This window comes from Rhodococcus daqingensis (assembly GCF_042665615.1).
GTDB classification, from domain to species: Bacteria; Actinomycetota; Actinomycetes; order Mycobacteriales; family Mycobacteriaceae; genus Rhodococcus_G; species Rhodococcus_G daqingensis.
Window position 1 is genome coordinate 132,237 of record NZ_JBHTCS010000028.1, and the last position, 18,388, is coordinate 150,624.

The following is an 18,388-nucleotide window of genomic DNA, read 5'->3' on the forward strand; positions in this document are numbered from 1 at the left end:
TCAGCGTCCGATGGCCTCGAGCTGCGGGGTGATCCGGCCGAGCGAGTACCGCAGCGAGGCGCTCGAGGGGGTGTTGAAGCCGACCACCGTCGGGTAGTCCTCGACGGCCAGGCCGCCGCTGCCAACCGACGGCAGCGTGGCGAACCCGGGCAGTTTCATGAGGTCGTCGCGGGTGCCGCCGTTCGGCAGCATCACCACCAGGTCGGCGGTCAGGGCGTCGACCCGCTCGGGGCTGAGCAGCAGGCGCCCGCCCGTCGCCCCCGCCTCGTCGACGAGGCGCTGCGGCACCGTCATCCCGAGCCGGGCGAACGTCTGGCTGGCGCCGTCCTTCGGGTCGGCGACCACGACCAGCTGGTTGGTCTTGAAGACGAACTGGGACAGCACCGCCGTCTTTCCCTTCAGCCCCGGCAGGCGCGCGGCGAGCCCGTCGATCTCGTCGTTGGTGGTGGCGATGATCTCCTCCGCCCGGTCCTGCTCACCGAGGATCCGGCCGAGGACCGTCACCTGCTCCTCCCAGGAGTCGACCTGTGCGTCGCCGATCTCCCCGACGGTGGGCGCGATCTTGCTGATGCGATCGAAGTCGCTCTGGCCGGCCACGAAGGACCCGAGGATCAGATCCGGCTTCTGCGCGGCGATCTCCTCCACCGGGAGGGGCGCGCCGAGCTGACCGAGGACCGCCCGGTCGAGCTCCACCGCCGACTCGGCGAGCGAGCTCTCCCAGGGGTAGAGGCCCCGATCGTCGCCCCGATCCCCCGCCGACAGGTAGGCCACCGGCTGCACCCCGAACTCGAGCAGGGCGTCCAGCCACTGGCTGCCGGCGGCCACGATCCGGGTCGGGGTTCCCTCGATCGTGGTGGAACCGAACCTGTGCTCGATCGTGGTCGTCCGCTCGGGCCCATCGTCGGCACCGGCGTCTGCGCCACACCCGGCGACTGCGACCGCCACCGATCCGAGCAGGGTCGCCGCCACAAGTCTCACCGCACGCACCTGACATCACTCCCTAGAAATTAGCGAAGGCTAACCTTCGCAGATTTCGGTGGGTGGCGCCAGGGGTTGCTCAGGCGAACCGCCGCAGCAAGCGCTCGGCGTCCGCCGCGATATGCCGGACCACCTCGCCCGCGGGACGCGCCGAGTGCACCAGGCCGACGGCCTCGCCCGCGTAGACCACGCCGAGGTCGGGGTCGGCCGGATCGTAGGCCGCGGCGAGGGTCTCCTCGGATCCCTCCGCGCCGTGCCAGGCCTCCGTGAACTCGTTTGCGATCGCCCGGCCGCCCCAGCGGCTCGGCCACGGCTGACTGCGGGCCTGGTCGAAGACGGAGGTGTACACGGTGTCCGCGCTGCCGGCCTCGACCACCCGGTCGCGGGCGTAGCCGGGGCCGATGGTCTCCGGGCTGGCGAGCAGGGCGGTGCCGATCAGCGCGCCCTCCGCGCCCGCGGCTATCACCGCGGCCAGTCCCCGGCCGGTCCCGATACCGCCGGCCGCGACCACCGGCAGGTCCGTCGCATCGAGCAGCTCCTGCAGCAGCGGCAGCGTGCCGATCCGGCCGGTGTGCCCGCCCGCCTCGCCGCCCTGGGCGATGACCAGGTCCACCCCGGCCCGCTCGGCGACCCGCAGGTCGTCGAGGGTGTTCACCTGCGACACCACTGGGATGCCCGCGGCGTGCACTCGCGGCACGTAGGCCGCCGGATCACCGAAGGACAGCGACACCAGCGCAGGCTCCTCCGCCAGCGCCGCGTCGAGCAGCGTGTCGTCGTCGTCGAGCGCCCACGTCATCAACCCGACGCCGAACCGCCCGCCGATCTCGCGGGCGACCGCCGCCTCCTCGGCCACCCACTGCGGGGTCGCGTACCGCGCCGCGCCGAGCAGCCCCAGCCCACCCGCCTTGGACACCTCGCCGGTCAGTTCGCCACCGGCACGGCCCCCCATCGGCGCGCCGAGGATCGGCACCTCGATCCGCAGTTCCCTGGTCAACCAGGTTTCGAGCATGCCGAAATCCTCTCCTGTCGCGGCTACTAGCGCCTACTTCTTCGGCTTGTCGGCCACCGACTCGTTCGACAGCGCCGCCACGAAGGCCTCCTGCGGGACCTCGACCCGACCGATGGTCTTCATCCGCTTCTTGCCCTCCTTCTGCTTCTCGAGCAGCTTGCGCTTACGGCTGATGTCGCCGCCGTAGCACTTGGCGAGCACGTCCTTGCGGATCGCGCGAATGTTCTCGCGCGCAATGATCTTCGCGCCGATCGCCGCCTGGATCGGCACCTCGAACTGCTGGCGCGGGATCAGCTCGCGCAGCTTGGTGGTCATCTTGTTGCCGTAGGCGAACGCGGCGTCCTTGTGCACGATCGCGCTGAACGCGTCGACGGCCTCGCCCTGCAGCAGGATGTCCACCTTCACCAGCGCGGCCTGCTGCTCGTCCGTCGGCTCGTAGTCGAGGCTGGCGTAGCCCTTGGTCCGCGACTTGAGGGCATCGAAGAAGTCGAACATGATCTCGCCCATCGGCAGCGTGTAGCGCAGCTCGACCCGCGTCTCGGAGAGATAATCCATGCCGCCGAGCTCGCCGCGACGGGACTGGCACAGTTCCATGATCGCGCCGGTGTACTCGCTCGGAGCGATGACGGTGCACTTGGCCATCGGCTCGTACACCTCGCGCACCCTGCCCTCCGGCCAGTACGACGGGTTGGTCACCTCGTGCTCGGCGCCGTCCTCCATCGTCACGCGGTACACCACGTTCGGCGCCGTCGAGATCAGGTCGAGGCCGAACTCACGCTCGAGCCGGTCCCGGGTGATCTCCATGTGCAGCAGCCCGAGGAAGCCGCAGCGGAAGCCGAAGCCAAGGGCCACAGAGGTTTCCGGCTCGTACGCCAACGCCGCGTCGTTGAGCCGCAGCTTGTCGAGCGCGTCGCGCAGCACCGGATAGTCGGAGCCGTCCATGGGGTACAGGCCCGAGTACACCATCGGCTTGGGATCGCGGTAGCCGACCAGCGGCTCGGCCGCGCCGTTGCGGAAGGTGGTGACGGTGTCGCCGACGCGCGACTGGCGGACGTCCTTGACGCCGGTGATCAGGTAGCCGACCTCGCCGACACCCAGGCCGACGGTCGCCTTGGGTTCGGGCGAGATGATGCCCACCTCGAGCAGTTCGTGCGTGGTGCCGGTCGACATCATGGTGATCTTCTCGCGGGGACGGATCTTGCCGTCCACCACTCGCACATAGGTGACCACGCCGCGGTACGCGTCGTACACCGAGTCGAAGATCATCGCGCGCGCCGGGCCGTCGGCGTCGCCGACCGGGGCGGGCACCTGCTTGACGACCTCGTCGAGCAGTTCCTTGACCCCGACCCCGGTCTTGCCGGAGACCCGAAGCACGTCGCCCGGCTCGCAGCCGACGATGTGCGCGATCTCCGCGGCGTAGCGGTCCGGGTCGGCGGCGGGCAGGTCGATCTTGTTGAGTACCGGGATGATGGTGAGGTCCTTCTCCATCGCCAGGTACAGGTTCGCCAGCGTCTGCGCCTCGATGCCCTGCGCGGCGTCGACCAGCAGCACGGCACCCTCGCAGGCCTCGAGCGCGCGGGACACCTCGTAGGTGAAGTCGACGTGACCGGGCGTGTCGATCAGATGGAGGACGATCTCCTCCTCGGTGCCGTCCTCCTTCTCGACCACCCAGGGCAGCCGAACGTTCTGCGCCTTGATGGTGATGCCGCGCTCGCGCTCGATATCCATCCGGTCCAGGTACTGGGCGCGCATCTGCCGCGGATCGACCACTCCGGTGAGCTGCAGCATCCGGTCCGCGAGAGTCGACTTGCCGTGGTCGATGTGCGCAATGATGCAGAAGTTCCGGATCCGTGCGGGATCCGTGAACGTCGTGTCGGCGAAGCTGCTGATTTCGGGGCCCCTTAGCTGGACTGGCACCGACCCGAATTCGGGTCACTGTCACCTCAGAGGATATCCAAGCGACGCCGGGCTCCGTCGGACGGGCAGATAGGTTGATCGCATGGCACGAAGCTGGACCTCGATCGGCAAACAACTCGGCGCTATCGCACTGACGCAGGGACCGCGCCTTCTCAAGGAGCTGCAGAAGTCCGGTGTGTTGCCCGGCAAGTCGCGCACCGCCCCGAAGTCGGGTCGGCCGACCATCACCCCGGGCCGGCCCGTCGCGTCCACCGCGGTGCCGACCGCGCACCGCGCCCGGCGGGTCGAGTACTCCCCCGACCTGGACGGCCGAGCGGATCCCGGCGAGGTGGTGTGGACGTGGGTGACCTACGAGGAGGACGCCCACCAGGGCAAGGACCGGCCCGTCCTCGTCGTCGGGCGCGACGGGAGCACCCTGCTCGGCCTGATGCTGTCCTCGAACGCCGAGCGGGACGGCGACCGGAACTGGTTGGGCGTCGGCTCCGGAGCGTGGGACAACGGCGGCCGCCCGAGCTGGGTGCGCCTCGACCGGGTGCTCGACGTCCCCGAGGCCGGCATCCGCCGCGAGGGCGCGATCCTCGACAAGCGCCGGTTCGACCAGGTCGCCGCCCGCCTTCGGTCCGACTTCAGCTGGAGCTGAGACGCGCGGTCCGTGACGCGGATCAGCCGGCCGCGAACTCGACGTCGAGCCGGAGGCGGTGGTGCCGTCGGCCTCGAGGACCAGCTCACCATTCCCGCCGATCCCGGCCAGACCCGCGGTGCCGCTTGTCGGGACGATGACGAGCTGGTGGTTGGTGCGCCGGACGCCGTCCGTGGTCGCCATGTGCGCGAAGTTGAGGGTGCCGCGACGCCCGACGATCCATCCCTCGAAGGACTCCATCGCGACATAGGTGCCGACGCCGGTCTCCTGGGAGAACTGCGGTCAGCACATGGCCGGCCACCGACACCGCACTTGCAACAAGCGCGCCACGCACAGCTGAGAAGCTCGTATCCGAGTCCGGCCAGGGTGTGTCTCCAGAATCGGGGTGTCGGGTTCGGCTCGCTGACCGTGTGCTGGTGGCACGGTAGGTGCCCGTCACGTATGGGATCTGCCCTGAGGTAGGCGTGCACGCCTGCTGCCGCCGTCGTGTCGGTGGTCGCTGGCACACTGCGGGGTGTGGTGCGGCACACAACGTTCCGATACTGCCTCGACCCGACGGTCGAGCAGCAGACGGTGCTGGCCCGTCACGCCGGGGCGGCACGGTTCGCGTTCAACCAATCCCTGCGCGCGGTCAAGACCGCGCTCACCCACCGCCGCGCCGATCCCGATGTGGTGGTGCCGTGGTCGGGGTTCGACCTGATCAACGCGTTCAACACCTGGAAGAAAACCGCGGACGCCGGCCGGGTGTTCGTCGTTGATGCCGACGGGGTCGCGGAGATCCGGGTGACCGGCCTGGCGTGGCGCACCGAGGTATGTCAGCAGGTGTTCGAAGAAGCGGCCGTGGACTGCGGCCGCGCCCTCGCCGCGTGGTCGGCCTCCCGGACCGGGGCACGGAAGGGCCGGAAGGTCGGATTCCCCCGATTCAAGAAGAAGAATGGTGGACCGCCGTCGTTCCGGTTGCGCAACAAACAGCCGGCAGGCGGCAGGCCCGCGATCCGGGTCGGCGACGCGCGACCCCGTTCGGTCACCCTGCCCGGCATCGGAGCGGTACGGGTGCACGACGACACCCGCCAGCTGCGGCGGCTGATCGGCGGTGGCCGAGCGAGGATCCTGTTCGCCACCGTCAGCTTCCGCGGCGGACGGTGGTGGGTCAGCCTGAACGTCGAGGCCACCGACCTGCACCCAGCACACCACCACCCGACCCGTGACGAGCAGGACCGTGGTGGCTGGGTCGGGATCGACCGCGGCCTGACCGCGTTCCTCGTCGCCGCCACCGCCGACGGCCGTGAGGTAGCCCGCATCGATGATTCACCGAAGGCCCTCGCCGCCGGGATACGCCGTCAGCGGCGCCTCGCCAAGTCCGTCTCCCGGAAGGAGAAGGGATCACACAACCGCAAAGCCGCGGCCGCCCGATTGGGGCGGCATCACCGCAAGGTTCGCGACATTCGCCGGCATTTTCTGCATGAGGTGTCGAACGCACTGGTCAAGGCCCACGACCGGATCGCGCTCGAAGACCTTCATGTGGCCGGGATGCTGGCCAATCACCGGCTCGCCCGCGCAATCTCCGACGCCGCCTGGGCGGAGTTCGCCCGCATGCTGCGCTACAAACAGGCCTGGCGACAAGGCGACATCACCGTGGTCGACCGGTGGTTCCCATCGAGCAAGACCTGCTCGACCTGCGGCACCGTCAACGCCGCTCTGACGCTGTCGGATCGGGTGTTCGTCTGCGCGAACGGACATAGTCTCGACCGCGACCAGAATGCCGCGATCAACCTCGCCGCCTGGGCCGAGAACCATCACCACGATCACGATCGCGGTGATTGGCCCGCCCGGGACCCCCAAGCAGGAGGCCCGGTCATCAATGCCCGCCGACAGGACGGCTCTGGCCCACACCCTCGTGTGGGTGAAACCAGCCTGAACGACGCGGGAACGGACGCCCACCCCACACCAGGGACCTGAGCAGACGACGCCCGAGAAGGGCGGTGCCTCACAAAGAACGAACCGAGGCCACGCTTTAGATGTTGATGCGGTCGTACCGGCCGAAGACCCCGCGGTAGGCGAGCGCGCCGAGCGCGCCGCCGATCAGCGGGAACACGATGAACGCCCACAACTGGACGAGTGCGCCATCCTGGTAGGGCGCCACCGCGATGCTCCGCGCGGGATTGACCGAGGCGTTGTCGATCGGGATCGACACCAGGTGGATGACCGCAAGGGTGAAGCCGATCGAGATGCCGGCCAGCGGCACGTCCGAGATCTGGTCGGTCGAGGCCATCACCACGAAGACCAGCAGCGCGGTGAGCAGGACCTCGATGATGATCATCGCGGCGAGGCCGTACCCGTCCTGCAGGACGTCCAGTCCGAGGGGACCCTTGATCGCCGACGGGCTGTTCTCACCCCATCCGTTCGCCCCGAGGCCGGAGGCTTCGCGATCGTACGAGGGCAGCGACTTGGCCACGGAGTAGAGGACGACGCCCGCGAGCAGGCCGCCGAGCAGCTGGGCCACGACGTACAGACCCGCCTTCGCCACGGCGATCCGGCCGAGCAGGAGATGCCCGAAGGTGACGGCCGGGTTCACGTGGCAGCCGGAGATGGGCCCGATGGAGTACACGAGGAACAGCAGCGTGAGGCCGAACGCAAGCGCGACGCCGAGGTTGCCGACCTTGTCGCCCGCGATCACCGCGGTTCCCACGGATGCGAACACCAAGACAAAGGTGCCGATGCCCTCGGCGATGTACTTCTTGGTGTCCGAGATCGGTTCCTTCTCGGCGATTTCCTGCGCAGTTGGAGACATGTGCCACCTTCGATGAGATCGGTTTAGGGCGTACCACAAGGACTCGGGCCGGACGCTACGCGAGGCCGGTACCCTGCACAACGACATCGAGGCCGTTTCGTGGGAACGTGCGCCAGTTTGGGTTCACACCGCCATCCCTGGTAATCTCGACCGTCGGCGCCCAAGTGCGCCCGAAGCTTCTTAGACAAGAAACCGAGCGAAAACGACAGGATTCTACGCGTGGCCAACATCAAGTCCCAGGTGAAGCGGATCGCTACCAACGAGCGCCGGCGACTGCGCAACCAGTCGGTGAAGTCCTCGCTGCGTACCGCGATCCGGTCCTTCCGTGAGGCTGCGTCTGCGGGCGACAAGGCGAAGGCCGACGAGCTCCTCCTGGTCGCGAGCCGCAAGCTCGACAAGGCAGCGAGCAAGGGCGTCATCCACGCCAACCAGGCCGCCAACAAGAAGTCGGCCCTCGCGCTGGCCGCCAACAAGCTCTGACGTAAACCGTCTGGCAGAAGCCGCCCGGTCCACGACCGGGCGGCTTTTCGCGTTCCCCGCTCAGGGCCTGCGGGCGCTGACGAACTGGGTGACCCCGCGGATCTGCTGCGCCACCTCGGTCAGGCCCGCCGCGGCGAAGGCGTCCGGCAGGGTCGCGCGGTCGTACATGCGGACGCCGAGGGTACCGGCCACCAACCCGAGCGCCGACCGTAGCAGCGGGTGCTCGCGGCCGTAACTGGTCATCACGGCGATCCGCCCGCCCGGCGCGAGCACCCGGATCATCTCGTCCACGACGGTCATCGGTTCCGGGACGAGGTAGAGCGCGGCGTGGCAGCAGACGGCGTCGAACGTCCAGTCGTCGAACGGCAATCGCCTGGCGTCGCCCCGCAGGTAGGCGACACGTGGGCCGCGACCGCTGCGTACCGCCTGATCGAGCATGGGCCGCGAGAGGTCGAACCCGACCGCGATCCCCTCCCCCGTGAGTCGCTCGCCGAAGTAGCGGGTGAAATTGCCCGGGCCACAAGCCACGTCGAGGACCCGCTGCTCACCGCCGAGGCGCAGATCGGCGGCCGCCTTCGCGCGCTCGTCGCCCGCCGACAGACCGTTGGCCCCCATCGCGGCGGTCCAGACCGGGCGCCAGATCCGCTCGTACACGGCGGCGACGAGTCGATTGTTCATCGCGTGCTGAGCCGCGGTGGATCGGGGCGGGCCGGTGTCCGGGAGCAGGTCGAGGTAGCCCGCGTCGGTGCGCTCACTCGCGCGCAGCGCGTCCGGGCGGACGAGCGCACGCGCACGCTCGAGTGCGCCGCCGTCGGACGCGGGACTCACCGGTACAGCTCCGCGACGCGCCGCACCGCGTACTCCACGGCGTGGTCCGGGTCGGCGGCGGCACCCTTGACGTCGGCGTTGAGCTGGGCGACGACCCCGAGGGCCTCACCGATGGACTCGGAGCCCCATCCGCGCGCCTGCCCCTGCGCCTTCTTGATCTTCCAGGGCGGCATGCCCAGCTCCGATGCCATCCGGAACGGGTCGCCGCGGCCGGCGGAACCCACCCGGGCCACGGTGTGCACGGCATCGGCGAGGGCGTCCGCGAGCAGCACGTGCGGGACGCCCCGCAGCATCGCCCACCGCAGGGCCTCCATGGCGCCGGTCCGGTCTCCCGACACCGCCAGCTCGGCGACGTCGAAGCCCGACACCTCGGCCTTGCCCGTGTAGTACTTCTGCACGGCGGCGGCGTCGATCATCCCGCCGGTGTCCGCCGCGAGCTGCGAGCAGGCCGCGGCCAGCTCCCGCAGATCGGACCCGACCGCGTCGATCACCGTCTGGATCACCTCGGGCGAGACCCGGACGCCCGCCGCGCGGAACTCGCCGCGTACGAAGTCGGCCCGCTCGCCCTGCTTGGTGAGCTTGGCGCACTCATGCACCACGGCGCCCGACTTCTGCAGCGCCCCCACCATCGCCTTGGCGCGGCCGCCGCCCGAATGCAGGATCACGAGGACGAACCCCTCGGGGGGCGCCGCGGCGGCGCCCTGGACCAACGCCACCGAGTCCTTGCCCGCCTCGGCGGCGGCCTCGAGCACGATCACCCGGTCCTCGGCGAACAGCGAGGGACTGAGCAGCTCGGCGAACTCGGCGACGCTCACGTCACCCGCCCGCAGCCGGGTCACGGGTAGCTCCTCGGCGTTCGTCGAGCTCGCCCGGACCGCCGCGACGATCGCGGCGACCGCCCGTTCGACCAGGAGTTCCTCGTCGCCGAGTACCAGGTGTAGCTGCGCGGGCGCGGGGGATGCGGGACTCACCCGACGATGGTCCCACGATGCGCCGACAGTGCGCGGCGCGGAGCCGCTCCCACGCGCGCCCGACCCTCCCACCGGGTCTTGCATGGGACGTGGAGTCTCAGTAAATTGAGGCACATCACCGGCCCGGCCGAGGCCGGACTCACGCAATCGGGAACCGCACCGAACCCACGACCACGGAGACCATCGATGGCGCCGTCAACGACACCCACGTCCGAGTTGCTCGATCCCGACTACCACGAGGTGCTGCAGACTCTGTCCGAGGGATCCGTGCACCGCCGCTTCGACCCCTACCTCGACATCGACTGGGATGCAGAGGAATTCACCATCGACCCGGCGGACCCGCGCTGGGTCCTCTCCCCCGAGATCGATCCGCTCGGCGCCACCCGCTGGTATCGGGATCAGCCGCTGGCGCGGCAGATCGCGATCGGGAAGTGGCGGCAGGCGAACTCCATCAAGGTCGGGGCCGCCTTCGAGAGCATCCTGATCCGCGGGATGATGCAATACATCATGAAGCTGCCCAACGGGTCGCCGGAGTTCCGCTACTGCCTCCACGAGATGACCGAGGAGTGCAACCACATCCAGATGTTCCAGGAGCTCGTCAACCGGATCGGCGTCGACGTCCCCGGCATGCGGCGGCCGTTCCGCGCGCTGTCCCCGTTCATCGGGGTGGCAGGTGGCTACGCGCACGTGATCCTGTTCATCGGCATCCTCGGCGGCGAGGAGCCGATCGACCACTACCAGAAGGCGCTGATCCGCGAGGGCGCGAACATCCCGCCCGCGATGCTGCGCACCATGGAGATCCACATCGCCGAGGAGGCACGGCACATCTCGTTCGCCAACGAGTTCCTCAAGGCGCACGTCGACAAGATGAGCGCCGCCTCCAAGGCGGTGTGCGCGGTGACCTTCCCCCTCGCCATGCGCTGGCTCGCCGGCGAGATCATGACCCCGCCCAAGGCATTTGCCAAGGAGTTCGGGATCCCGCGCACGGTCATGCGGGACGCGTTCTGGCGCAGCGAGCACTCCCGCGCCATCTTGAGCGGCTACTTCGGCGACATGCGCGCGCTCGCAGAGGAACTCGGACTGATGAACGCCGTCACCACGCGGTTGTGGCGTCGGCTGCACATCGACGGACCGCGCTCTCGCTACCGGAGCGAGCCGGACCGTCAGGCTCGCAACGCGGCCTGACGCCTGCGGCCGCGGTCAGACCGCCACGTCGCCGCTTGCCCCCGACAACCGGGCGATGACCGCGGACAGCTCCGCCGTGGGGTCGACGGTCACGCCCGCCGAGCGTGCGGCGCCGTCCAACACGAACCAGGCGAGCCTCGCGAGGTCGGCCACGATCTGCGACCGGTCGCGGGTGGGCTCCGGATCGGTGGCCCACTGTGTCAGGGTTCCCTCGACCATCGTCACGACCGCGAACGGCACCGAGTCGAAGGCGCTGTCGTCGACGTCGATCAGCGTCGCGATCGATGCGATCAGTTCGCGGGCCCGGACCGACATCCGCATCTTCAGACTGCTGACGGCGTCGATGTCCGCACCACGGACGGTCGGCCCGGTACGGGCGAACTCGTTCAGGCGCGGATGGTCGGTCATCCAGTCCGCCACCGCACGAATCGTCCGGACCAGGATCTCCTCGACCGACCCGGTGGAGATGTCCAGTTCCGCGTCCAGGGTCCGGGAGAACTCGTCGACCAGGTGCGCCCGTATCCGGCAATCCAGGTCGTCGCGGCCGTCGAACTGCCGGTACACCACCGATTTGGCGAGGCCTGCGCGCTTCGCGATCTCCTGCACGGGGATGTCCGCGCCCGCCGGCCTCTCCTCGAGCATGGCGACCGCCGCCTCGAGGATCCGGGTCTGCCGCTCGAGGTTGTGCTGCTCCCACCGGGCCTCGTGCCCGCTGGGCGACCGCGACTCCTCGGGCCGCTTCGCGGTGATCGACATGGCCCGAGTCTAACGATCGGGGGTGGGGTCACCGCCGTCCGACGGCGATGGCCCCGCCGCCGGATCTGCTCACCGCGACGTCGCCGCCCCGGTCGGTCCGGACGAGCGTGGCACCGGTCGACCGGACCTCCTGCACCACCGCGGGATCGGGGTGGCCGAAGGTGTTGCCCGCGCCTGCGGACGCGATCACCAACCGGGCCCCGACCGACCGCAGGAACTCCGCGGTGGTGGTGCGCGAGCCGTGGTGCGGCAGCTTGAGGATGTCCGCGGCGACCGGCACCCGGTCCCGCAGGAGGTCGCGCTGGCCATCCGCTTCGACGTCGCCGGTGAGCAGGACCCGCCCGACGGCGGTGTCCACCGACAGCACCAGGGACTGGTCGTTCGCCACCTCCGCTCCTGCCGCCGGGCTGCGGGGCACGGGCAGCGTCGGGCCCAGGACCCGGAACGTCAGCGTCCCCAGCCGCAGGCCCTGCCCGGCACGCGCCTCCCGGATCGCCACGCCCGCTGCCGCGGACTGCTCGCTCACCTGACGAAAACCGCTCTCCGGCAAGCGCATCGGTCCGAGGATCACGGCATCGACCCGCCGTCCGCGCAGCACACCCGGCAGACCGTCGATGTGGTCGGCGTGCAGATGGGTCAGCACCACCGCCGCGATCGTCCGCACGCCCAGCCGATCGAGGCAGCCGTCGACCAGCCGCGGCTCCGGGCCCGCGTCGACCACCACCGCGGTGCCGTCGCCCGCGGCGAGCACCATCGCGTCGCCCTGCCCGACGTCGCAGGCCACCAGCGTCCAGTCCCCGGCGGGCCAGCCTGGCCACAGGACGCGGACCGGCACCCACACCACCGCCAATCCGAGCACCGCGGCCGCGAGCACCCGCCGCAGCCACCGGGATCGGATCGCGAGCAGCAACCCGGCGGCGACCCCCGCCACCGCCGCGGCGCCGGCGAGCCCGACCGGAACCGCGAGGGTCGCGCCGGGCGCGCCCGCCGACCATTCGGCCACCCGTAGCAGCCACCACAGCGGTGGCCCGGTCGCCCGAATCGTCAGTTCGCCGAGCGGCTGCCAGACCACCGCAGCCGCCGCCCCGGCCGCACCGATCACGGTGACCGGCGCGATCACCGGGGCGACGGCCAGATTCGCGATGACCGCCACCGTGCTGAGGGTCCCGGACATCGCCGCGACGATCGGCACCGTCGCCACGTAGGCGGCACCGGCCACCGCCACCGCCTCGGCCGGCGCCCGAGGCCACCCACGGGCCCGCAACCACTGGGTCCACGCAGGCGCGAGCAGCACCAGCGCCGCGGTCGCGGCGACGGACAGCGCGAACCCGAAACTCAACGCCAACGCAGGAAAGAGCGCGATCAGCCCGATCACGGCGGCCCCGAGCGCGGGCATCGCCTGTTTGCGACGCCCGGTCATCATGGCCAGCAGCGCGATCGAGCCCATCGCCGCGGCCCGCAGGACGCTCGGCGACGGCCGGGCCAGGATCACGAAGGCCACCAACGCCGCTGCCGCCAGCACCGCCGACGTGCGCGGACCCAGCGCCATCGTCCGCATGAGCAGCAGCACGGCGCCGATCAGGATCGAGATGTTCGCGCCCGAGACCGCCGTCAGGTGCGAGAGACCCGCCGCGGTGAAGTCGTCCCGGACCCCGCCCGGCAGCGCGGAGGTGTCCCCCACCACCAGGCCCGGCAACAGGCCGGCGGGCTCGGGCGGCAGCGCCGAGCGCGCGGCCGTGGCGAAGCGCTCCCGCACCACCCCCGCCGCCCGCTGCGTCCACGGCGCCGGTTCGACGGACAGGGGCGCCCCCGTGGCGCGGATCGTCGCGACCGTGAGGTCGCGGCGGGCCGCGCGGCTCACCTTCCCCCGCAGCGTCACCTCCTGCCCCGGCAGCAGCTCCTGCCATTCGCGGGCGGGCGCGAAGATCACCACCGCGCCGCCCACGGCGTACCCGCCTTCCCCCGGACCCCGCGCGTCGACCGACCGCAGCGACGCCCGGATCATCACCGTGTCGCCTGCCGGTGAGCGGACCGGCCGGGGATCGTCCACCGGCACGACGGTGAGGTTCACGTGGCCTCCGCGCGACGCGATCGCGGCGAGCGGGTGCTCGGCCACGGCGCGTTCGCGGGCCCCGGCCGCGACCGCGAACCCGGCACCGACCAGCAGTGCCGCGATGAGCACTCCCGCGGCCGATCTGCGGATGCCCGACACCGCGACGATCGTCGCCGCGAGCGCCGCCCCTGCCGCCACCCACAGCGCGGCCCGCCATCCCAGCTCGATCCCCAGGATCGTTGCGCCCCAGCATGTTCCCGCCGACGGCAGCAGTCGGAGATCGAGCATCCGGCCACCGGGAACCGGGCCGCCGGACGTGCTCATCTACACGCTCACCAGCGCGCGGAGCTTCTCCAACCGAGCCGGTCCGATCCCGTCCACCTCGCCGAGCTGTTCGACATCGGTGAACCGCCCGTTGGCCTGCCGCCACGCGACGATGGCCGCCGCCGTGACCGGCCCCACCCCGGGCAGCGCGTCGAGCTCCGCCTCGGAGGCGGTGTTGAGGTTCACCGGTCCCGCCGCCCCGGGCGAATGCGCGGCGCCGGACGCTCCCGGGCCCGCGCCGATGGTGGCGCTGCCCACCGAGACGGGTGCCCCGTCCGGGGGCGCCAGCCCGACCAGGATCTGGTCACCGTCGACCAGTCGCTGCGCCATGTTGAGCCCCAGCAGGTCGGCGCCGTCCCGGGCACCTCCCGCGGCCGCGAGCGCGTCCGCGACGCGCGCCCCCGCGGGCAGGTGCACCAGGCCCGCGCTCCGCACCAGTCCCACGACGCTGACCACGAGCTCCGCGGGCGGCGGCGCGCCCGCGGGTTCGGCCGTGGTCGGCTCCGGCGTGGGGGCGCCGGATGCTTCGACGGGCTCGGCGGACTCGACGGCCGCCGCCGGCAGCGGCTCGACCGCCTGCGCGACGGGCCGGTCCCGCCAGGCGGCGAGGACCCCGATCACCGCGGCGACGAGCGCGACCGCCGCCAAGGCCGCGACCCCGCGTCGGCCGGGCGCCAGCCGCGACCGCGGCCGGGTCGGGCCCGCCGGATCGGTCAGCCACTCGGGAGTGCGCAGACCCGGATCGGCGTCACCCGGATCCGGCCCGGGGTTCGCCCGATCAACCGGATCCCAGGTCGCGGGGCCCGTGTCGACCCGGCCCCCGGCAGCAATCGCGTCGAGTCGTCGCCTGATCCGGTCACGGGCCTCGTCGGTGCTGCGCATGGCAGCGACGTTAGGAGCGTGATCCGCCCGAACCGGGTCGGCCAGGCCCGATCCCGGGCCTCCTGTGGATCAATTCTCGGGCTGTGGATGGGCGGGGTCGGCCTGTTCGGCGGCCCCCGGCGACGCGTCCTCGGCGCCCGCACCGCCCGGGCACACCAACACTCCGATCGCGCCCGGGCCGACATGCGCGCCGATCACCGACCCGATCTCGGAGACCACCATCTCGCTGATCGACGGGATCCGCTCCCGCAACGCCTCCGCGATCTCCTCGGCTCGGTCCGGCGCCTGCAGGTGGTGCACGGCCAACGCGGCGGGACCGTCGCCCGCGTACTCGGCCGCACTCTCCACGATCTTGGCCAGGGCCTTGGTGGCGGTACGGGTCTTCTCCCTGAGCACGAGCTTGCCGTCCACCACGTGCAGCACCGGCTTCATGGCCAGCGCGGTGCCCAGCAACGCCGCGGCGGTGCCGATGCGCCCGCCCCGACGCAGATGGTCGAGCCGGTCGACCATGATCAGCAGCCGACCACGGTTGGCGACGTCCACCGCGCGTTGATAGACCGCTCGGAGATCGCCGCCCGCCTTCGCCACCCGCGCAGCGGCCAGCGCCGGATAGCCCAATCCCATTGCCGTGGACTGGGAATCGACGATGCGGACCCGGTCACCGAAACCCTCCGCGGCCTGACGTCCCGCCTCCCAGGTGCCGGAGAGCTGGCGGGAGATGTGCACGGCGAGGACGCCGTCGCCTGCACTCTCCGCCAGGGCACGGGCGTAGGCCTCGGTCAGCTCGCCCGGTGAGGCCCCCGAGGTGCTGACCGTGGCGCCCTGCGGGATTGGATGCGGCATCTCGTCCACGCCCTCCCGGACATCGCGTCCGTCGACCAGGACGTGGAGCGGCACGACACGAATCCCGTACCGCTGCGCCACTTCGGGGGCGATACAGGCCGAGGAATCGGTGACGACGACGACGGGCACAGCCTTACCGTATGCCCTCCACCGGGTCCCGGCCGGGAACCGCCGCGCGGATCGCGCTCAGCATGGCGGCGGCGACCCGTTCGTGCCCCTCCCAGCCCCAGTGGATGCCGTCCGGGTTGCCGGCGTCGGAGAAGACGTTCTCGCGGACCGCTTCGGCGAGATCGACGAGCGGCACCTTCTTCTCGGAGCCCCACCGCTCGAGCGCGCGGACCGCGTCGGGCCGACCCGAATGCACCTTGCCGTAGGCGTCGCAATCGTGGACAGAGGGAAGGGTGCCGATCACCGGGAGCTCGGGGCGCATGTATTCCAATGCGTTCCTTGCACTCTCGAGATACTCGACGCTCAGCTTCGGGGGCAGCGCCACGGGCCAGCCGAGGGGCGACAGGCGCGGCTGCAGCCACCCGTAGGCGGACCGGACCGCGCGCCGCAGCGCGGGCGGCCGCAGGTACCGGATCTGTTCACGCAGCGCGGTGGGCAGCGGTGAGGGCAGCGAATCCATGCCACCGACGGCGAAGACGACGGCACCCGCCCGCGGCACCGTCGCCCACACGCGTGGGTCCTGGATCAGCGCCCAGTAGGCGTCGCGACTCGTCCAGCCGATCCGGGCGACCAGTTCGACGTCCCAACCGAGCTCGGCCGCAACGATGTTCGGCCAGATCCGCGGGTGATCGGCGGGCAGGCCGCCCTTCGGCCCGAAATAGGACAACGAATCGGCCAGCACCAGCAGGACGGGCCTGCCGGCGTCGACGGGGAGTTCGTCCACGAGTTCAGAGGACATCGCTGGCCACCGTCGCCGAGGCGTTCCACACGTCGAGACGCCAGCTCGGTTCGTCCGGTTCGCCGTGCCCGCTCAGCTGCACCCAACTGGTGTTGCCCAGCCCCCCGAGCACCGGCCAGCGGTCGACGGGCAGATCCAGCAGCGCGGCCGTCAGGGCCGCGATCAGGCCACCGTGCGCGACCAGGACGATCGGCTCGTCGCCCCAGCGCTCCTGCTGGGCAACCAGTTCGGTCACCACCGGCGTCGCGCGCCTGGCCACCTCGATCCGGCTCTCGCCGCCGGGTGGGGCCCAGCGGGCATCGGCACGCCAGGCCATGCGCGCGCCCGGGTCCCGCTCGTCGACCTGGGAGTGGGTCAGACCCTGCCACTGCCCGAGATGGGTCTCACGCAGGCGCTCGTCGAGTCCGACCTCGAGGCCGGCATGCTCGCCCAGTTCGGCGGCGGTGTCGTGGGCCCGTCGCAGGTCCGAGGAGAAGATGGCGATGGGGCGGCGGTCGGCCAGCACCCTGGCCGCCGACTTCGCCTGCACCCGTCCGAGTTCCGAGAGGTCGGTGTCGAGCTGGCCCTGCATCCGGTCACCGGCGTTGTACTCGGTCTGGCCGTGCCGCAGCAGGATCAGCTGCCGGACGGCCCGGCCGCGGGTGGGGCGTTCGGTCACTGAGCGGACTCCGGGTAGTCGGGGGACTCCACGGCCTCGTCCTCGGGGGTGCCGGCGATCTTCGACCGCGGCTCGATGCCGTCGACCGGGACGACCGGGCAGTCCTTCCAGAGCCGCTCGAGCGCATAGAAGTTCCGCTCCTCGTCGTGCTGCACGTGGACGACCATGTCGACGTAGTCGAGCAGCGCCCAGCGGCCCTCGCGGGTGCCCTCCTTGCGCACCGGCTTGTGGCCGGCCTCGCGCAGCTTCTCCTCGACGTTGTCGACGATGGCGTTGACCTGGCGCTCGTTCGCCGCCGACGCGATGACGAAGCAGTCGGTGATGACGAGCTGCTCGGAGACGTCGAGCACCACCACATCGCTCGCCAGTTTCTCGTCTGCTGCCAGCGCCGCGATTCGCGACATTTCAAGGGCTTCGGCGGATGCGCTCACTACGTGTTCTCCCGGTTCTGCGGATGGGTACTGATCTTGTGCGGTGCCGGTTGCGACACGGTGACGGCGCCGTCGAGACGCTCGGAATCGTGCGGTCGGTACAGATTGCGTTTCGAGATGTACTGCACGACCCCGTCCGGCACCAGGTACCAGACGGGGCGGTCCTCGGCGGCCCGGAGCCGGCACTCGGTCGAGGAGATCGCCAGGGCGGGGACCTCGATCAGCGTGACCGCGTCCTCCGGGAGGCCCTCCAGGTGTTCGGCCAGGTGCCCGACGCCGAGCTCGAATCCCGGCCGGCTCACGCCGACGAACTTCGCGAGCTCGAACAGTTCCTCCCAGTCCTGCCAGGACAGGATGCTCTCCAGCGCGTCCGCACCGGTGATGAAGAACAGTTCGGCGTCGGGATGCTGGCGGTGCAGATCGCGGAGGGTGTCCACCGTGTAGGTGACCTTCTCTCGGTCCACGTCCACGCGGCTGACCGAGAAGCTCGGGTTCGAGGCCGTCGCGATGACGGTCATCAGGTAGCGGTCCTCGGCCGGGCTGACGGTGCGCGCGGCCTTCTGCCACGGCTGCCCGGTCGGCACGAAGATCACCTCGTCGAGTGCGAACCGGTCCGCGACCTCGCTGGCCGCGACCAGGTGACCGTGGTGGATCGGGTCGAAGGTGCCGCCCATCACCCCGAGGCGACGCGGTCGCCGTCTGGGGGCTGCTCCTGGTTCCTGCTGCACGAGTGTC

The 18,388-nt window shown here is 70.9% G+C and carries 18 protein-coding genes and 1 pseudogene; 4 read left to right on the plus strand and 15 right to left on the minus strand.

Features of this window, described 5'->3' with window-relative positions:
• The 3 genes from ACFQS9_RS22855 to lepA all read right to left on the minus strand — a co-directional run bounded on the left by ACFQS9_RS22855 (position 1) and on the right by lepA (position 3,904).
• Positions 1–978, minus strand: coding sequence for an ABC transporter substrate-binding protein (locus tag ACFQS9_RS22855; protein WP_378408844.1), 978 nt, complete (start codon positions 976–978; stop codon positions 1–3).
• Between the two features lie 79 nt (positions 979–1,057).
• A complete protein-coding gene (locus tag ACFQS9_RS22860) occupies positions 1,058–1,987 on the minus strand; it encodes an NAD(P)H-dependent flavin oxidoreductase (RefSeq protein WP_378408845.1) in 930 nt (309 codons plus the stop codon).
• A gap of 33 nt (positions 1,988–2,020) precedes the next feature.
• Positions 2,021–3,904 (minus strand): translation elongation factor 4, encoded by a 1,884-nt coding sequence (gene lepA, locus ACFQS9_RS22865; RefSeq protein WP_378408846.1) that lies wholly within the window; start codon positions 3,902–3,904, stop codon positions 2,021–2,023.
• An 82-nt stretch (positions 3,905–3,986) separates the two neighbouring features.
• Between lepA and ACFQS9_RS22870 the strand changes: the two genes are divergently transcribed.
• Positions 3,987–4,544 carry a type II toxin-antitoxin system PemK/MazF family toxin gene (locus ACFQS9_RS22870; RefSeq protein ID WP_378408847.1) on the plus strand — a complete coding sequence of 186 codons (558 nt, stop codon included), beginning with the start codon at positions 3,987–3,989 and terminating at the stop codon, positions 4,542–4,544.
• A 72-nt stretch (positions 4,545–4,616) separates the two neighbouring features.
• On the opposite strand, the pseudogene ACFQS9_RS22875 reads toward ACFQS9_RS22870, so the two are convergent.
• Positions 4,617–4,802: pseudogene (locus ACFQS9_RS22875) on the minus strand (DUF3224 domain-containing protein); the annotation flags it as partial.
• Between the two features lie 258 nt (positions 4,803–5,060).
• Here ACFQS9_RS22875 and ACFQS9_RS22880 point away from each other — a divergent pair.
• The gene (locus tag ACFQS9_RS22880; protein ID WP_378408848.1) at positions 5,061–6,503 is read left to right on the plus strand and encodes an RNA-guided endonuclease InsQ/TnpB family protein; all 1,443 of its coding nucleotides are present in this window, start codon (positions 5,061–5,063) and stop codon (positions 6,501–6,503) included.
• Between the two features lie 55 nt (positions 6,504–6,558).
• Here ACFQS9_RS22880 and ACFQS9_RS22885 read toward each other — a convergent pair whose 3' ends face one another.
• A complete protein-coding gene (locus tag ACFQS9_RS22885; protein ID WP_378408849.1) occupies positions 6,559–7,335 on the minus strand; it encodes an aquaporin in 777 nt (258 codons plus the stop codon).
• Positions 7,336–7,554: 219 nt separating this feature from the next.
• Between ACFQS9_RS22885 and rpsT the strand changes: the two genes are divergently transcribed.
• Complete coding sequence (gene rpsT / locus ACFQS9_RS22890) at positions 7,555–7,815, plus strand: 30S ribosomal protein S20 (RefSeq protein ID WP_378408850.1); 261 nt, start codon at positions 7,555–7,557, stop codon at positions 7,813–7,815.
• A gap of 60 nt (positions 7,816–7,875) precedes the next feature.
• Here rpsT and ACFQS9_RS22895 read toward each other — a convergent pair whose 3' ends face one another.
• Positions 7,876–8,643: a class I SAM-dependent methyltransferase gene (locus ACFQS9_RS22895; RefSeq protein WP_378408851.1), complete on the minus strand. Its 768-nt coding sequence runs from the start codon at positions 8,641–8,643 to the stop codon at positions 7,876–7,878.
• A complete protein-coding gene (gene holA, locus ACFQS9_RS22900) occupies positions 8,640–9,614 on the minus strand; it encodes a DNA polymerase III subunit delta (RefSeq protein WP_378408852.1) in 975 nt (324 codons plus the stop codon). Before holA ends, ACFQS9_RS22895 begins: the two co-directional genes overlap by 4 nt.
• Positions 9,615–9,800: 186 nt before the next feature.
• Between holA and ACFQS9_RS22905 the strand changes: the two genes are divergently transcribed.
• Positions 9,801–10,799 (plus strand): AurF N-oxygenase family protein, encoded by a 999-nt coding sequence (locus ACFQS9_RS22905; protein WP_378408853.1) that lies wholly within the window; start codon positions 9,801–9,803, stop codon positions 10,797–10,799.
• Positions 10,800–10,814: 15 nt separating this feature from the next.
• Here ACFQS9_RS22905 and ACFQS9_RS22910 read toward each other — a convergent pair whose 3' ends face one another.
• From ACFQS9_RS22910 to nadD, 8 genes are all read right to left on the minus strand, one after another.
• Positions 10,815–11,555 (minus strand): TetR/AcrR family transcriptional regulator, encoded by a 741-nt coding sequence (locus ACFQS9_RS22910; RefSeq protein WP_378408854.1) that lies wholly within the window; start codon positions 11,553–11,555, stop codon positions 10,815–10,817.
• A 28-nt stretch (positions 11,556–11,583) separates the two neighbouring features.
• Positions 11,584–13,932: a ComEC/Rec2 family competence protein gene (locus ACFQS9_RS22915; protein ID WP_378408855.1), complete on the minus strand. Its 2,349-nt coding sequence runs from the start codon at positions 13,930–13,932 to the stop codon at positions 11,584–11,586.
• Positions 13,933–14,814, minus strand: a complete 882-nt coding sequence (locus tag ACFQS9_RS22920) for a ComEA family DNA-binding protein (protein WP_378408856.1) — start codon at positions 14,812–14,814, stop codon at positions 13,933–13,935. It lies immediately after the preceding gene.
• Between the two features lie 69 nt (positions 14,815–14,883).
• Positions 14,884–15,786, minus strand: coding sequence for a DegV family protein (locus ACFQS9_RS22925; RefSeq protein ID WP_378408857.1), 903 nt, complete (start codon positions 15,784–15,786; stop codon positions 14,884–14,886).
• Between the two features lie 4 nt (positions 15,787–15,790).
• Positions 15,791–16,564 carry a diglucosylglycerate octanoyltransferase gene (gene octT / locus ACFQS9_RS22930; RefSeq protein ID WP_378408858.1) on the minus strand — a complete coding sequence of 258 codons (774 nt, stop codon included), beginning with the start codon at positions 16,562–16,564 and terminating at the stop codon, positions 15,791–15,793.
• Positions 16,554–17,222, minus strand: coding sequence for a histidine phosphatase family protein (locus ACFQS9_RS22935; protein WP_378408859.1), 669 nt, complete (start codon positions 17,220–17,222; stop codon positions 16,554–16,556). Before ACFQS9_RS22935 ends, octT begins: the two co-directional genes overlap by 11 nt.
• Positions 17,219–17,653, minus strand: coding sequence for a ribosome silencing factor (rsfS, locus tag ACFQS9_RS22940; RefSeq protein ID WP_136910151.1), 435 nt, complete (start codon positions 17,651–17,653; stop codon positions 17,219–17,221). The genes ACFQS9_RS22935 and rsfS overlap by 4 nt, the downstream gene beginning before the upstream one ends.
• Positions 17,653–18,327, minus strand: a complete 675-nt coding sequence (gene nadD / locus ACFQS9_RS22945) for a nicotinate-nucleotide adenylyltransferase (RefSeq protein ID WP_378408860.1) — start codon at positions 18,325–18,327, stop codon at positions 17,653–17,655. The genes rsfS and nadD overlap by 1 nt, the downstream gene beginning before the upstream one ends.
• Positions 18,328–18,388: the final 61 nt, after the last annotated feature.

Excerpts from the sequence above, each read along its gene's own strand:
- ACFQS9_RS22885 (WP_378408849.1), bottom strand. The coding sequence starts at position 7,335 with ATGTCTCCAACTGCGCAGGAAATCGCCGAGAAGGAACCGATCTCGGAC.
- nadD (WP_378408860.1), bottom strand. The coding sequence starts at position 18,327 with ATGGGCGGCACCTTCGACCCGATCCACCACGGTCACCTGGTCGCGGCC.
- ACFQS9_RS22915 (WP_378408855.1), bottom strand. The coding sequence starts at position 13,932 with ATGAGCACGTCCGGCGGCCCGGTTCCCGGTGGCCGGATGCTCGATCTC.
- ACFQS9_RS22870 (WP_378408847.1), top strand. The coding sequence starts at position 3,987 with ATGGCACGAAGCTGGACCTCGATCGGCAAACAACTCGGCGCTATCGCA.
- ACFQS9_RS22920 (WP_378408856.1), bottom strand. The coding sequence starts at position 14,814 with ATGCGCAGCACCGACGAGGCCCGTGACCGGATCAGGCGACGACTCGAC.
- ACFQS9_RS22860 (WP_378408845.1), bottom strand. The coding sequence starts at position 1,987 with ATGCTCGAAACCTGGTTGACCAGGGAACTGCGGATCGAGGTGCCGATC.
- octT (WP_378408858.1), bottom strand. The coding sequence starts at position 16,564 with ATGTCCTCTGAACTCGTGGACGAACTCCCCGTCGACGCCGGCAGGCCC.
- ACFQS9_RS22910 (WP_378408854.1), bottom strand. The coding sequence starts at position 11,555 with ATGTCGATCACCGCGAAGCGGCCCGAGGAGTCGCGGTCGCCCAGCGGG.
- ACFQS9_RS22905 (WP_378408853.1), top strand. The coding sequence starts at position 9,801 with ATGGCGCCGTCAACGACACCCACGTCCGAGTTGCTCGATCCCGACTAC.